At 61.5% G+C, this 1,097-nt stretch carries 1 protein-coding gene; it reads right to left on the reverse strand.

The window, feature by feature from the left end; translation table 11 throughout:
• Positions 1-74 precede the first annotated feature (74 nt).
• Positions 75-1,097 (reverse strand): ISNCY family transposase (locus tag LB558_RS32830; protein ID WP_224701543.1); only part of this gene is annotated, 1,023 nt, incomplete at its 5' end.

Raw genomic sequence — 1,097 nt, forward strand, 5'->3', positions numbered from 1 at the left:
TGTCGGTAGCTAATCAAGTTGTCCGGTTTTGGTAGCACATGATCTGTCCGCTTCTGATTTAACGTCGAAGCGGTTCACGCGGCTTGCCTTGTGGGGCAAGTGTCTTGGATTTCGGCGCCGTCAGGCATGTATCGAGCAATGCGGCGCGGCCCATGGAAGATTGCAAGCGTGCCGTCCGGGTACTGCCTGATCTTGACCGTGGCTTTGACGAAGTGATGCCGGATCGGGCTCTGCGGCAGCTGCAATCGAAGGCGCGCGAAGGCGATCGTGTTGTCGCGGGCGACGACGCGCTCCTCCTCGATGCACAGGATCTGGGCCAGTTGTTGCGGGTCGGCGGCGACAAAAGCGCTGTCTTCGACCGCGGCCGGCCTGGCGAAGCGGGCATTGTGAGCCGGCAGATAGGTCCGTGCGATGAAGCGATTGGCGGCCTCGATATCAGCAATGCCGGCTAGTGCCAGCTCCCGCGGCAGTCGGTCCTGCAAGGTGGAGAACATCCGCTCCGAGCGGCCCCTGGCTTCAGGCGAATAGGCTGGGATATGTTCGATACCCAACCGTCCGAGCGCCCGGCCGACCTGAGTCAGCCGGATCTTGTCGACAGCCCCGCCGGCCTTGAGCGTCACGAAATAGTGGCTGCCGCGGTCGCTGTAGAGGCTCGATGGCAATCCCTTGGCGACGAACGTCTCAAGAAGTCCCTGAAAGCTCGACGCCGTGCCTTCCTCCTCGATCAGGAAGGCTGAATAGATCGTGCTCGTCGCATCGTCCATCGTCACGATCAGATCCAGCATCGGCCCGCTCGTCAGCCATTGATGACGGCTGCCATCCTGATGCAGCATCATCCCCTCGCACGGCTTCCTTTCCCGCTTGCGCCGATGAGCACCGCGCCGCTTGGCCCGTTCCACCAGGCCCGCCGCATGAAGCTGCGTCTTGATGAAGGTGTAACCCCAGCTGAAATCGTGATCGCGCAGCAGGTGCTCGTGGAAATGCTTCACATTCCAGCCAAGGTAGCGATGACGATAAAGCTCCAGCATCTCCTCAATCGCTTCCGCAGGCACCCGGCGCGTCGAAAGCTTGCCCAAACGCCGGTCGACCAACCCTGC

Source organism: Mesorhizobium sp. CO1-1-8, from assembly GCF_020164875.1.
In the GTDB taxonomy this organism is placed as follows: domain Bacteria; phylum Pseudomonadota; class Alphaproteobacteria; order Rhizobiales; family Rhizobiaceae; genus Mesorhizobium.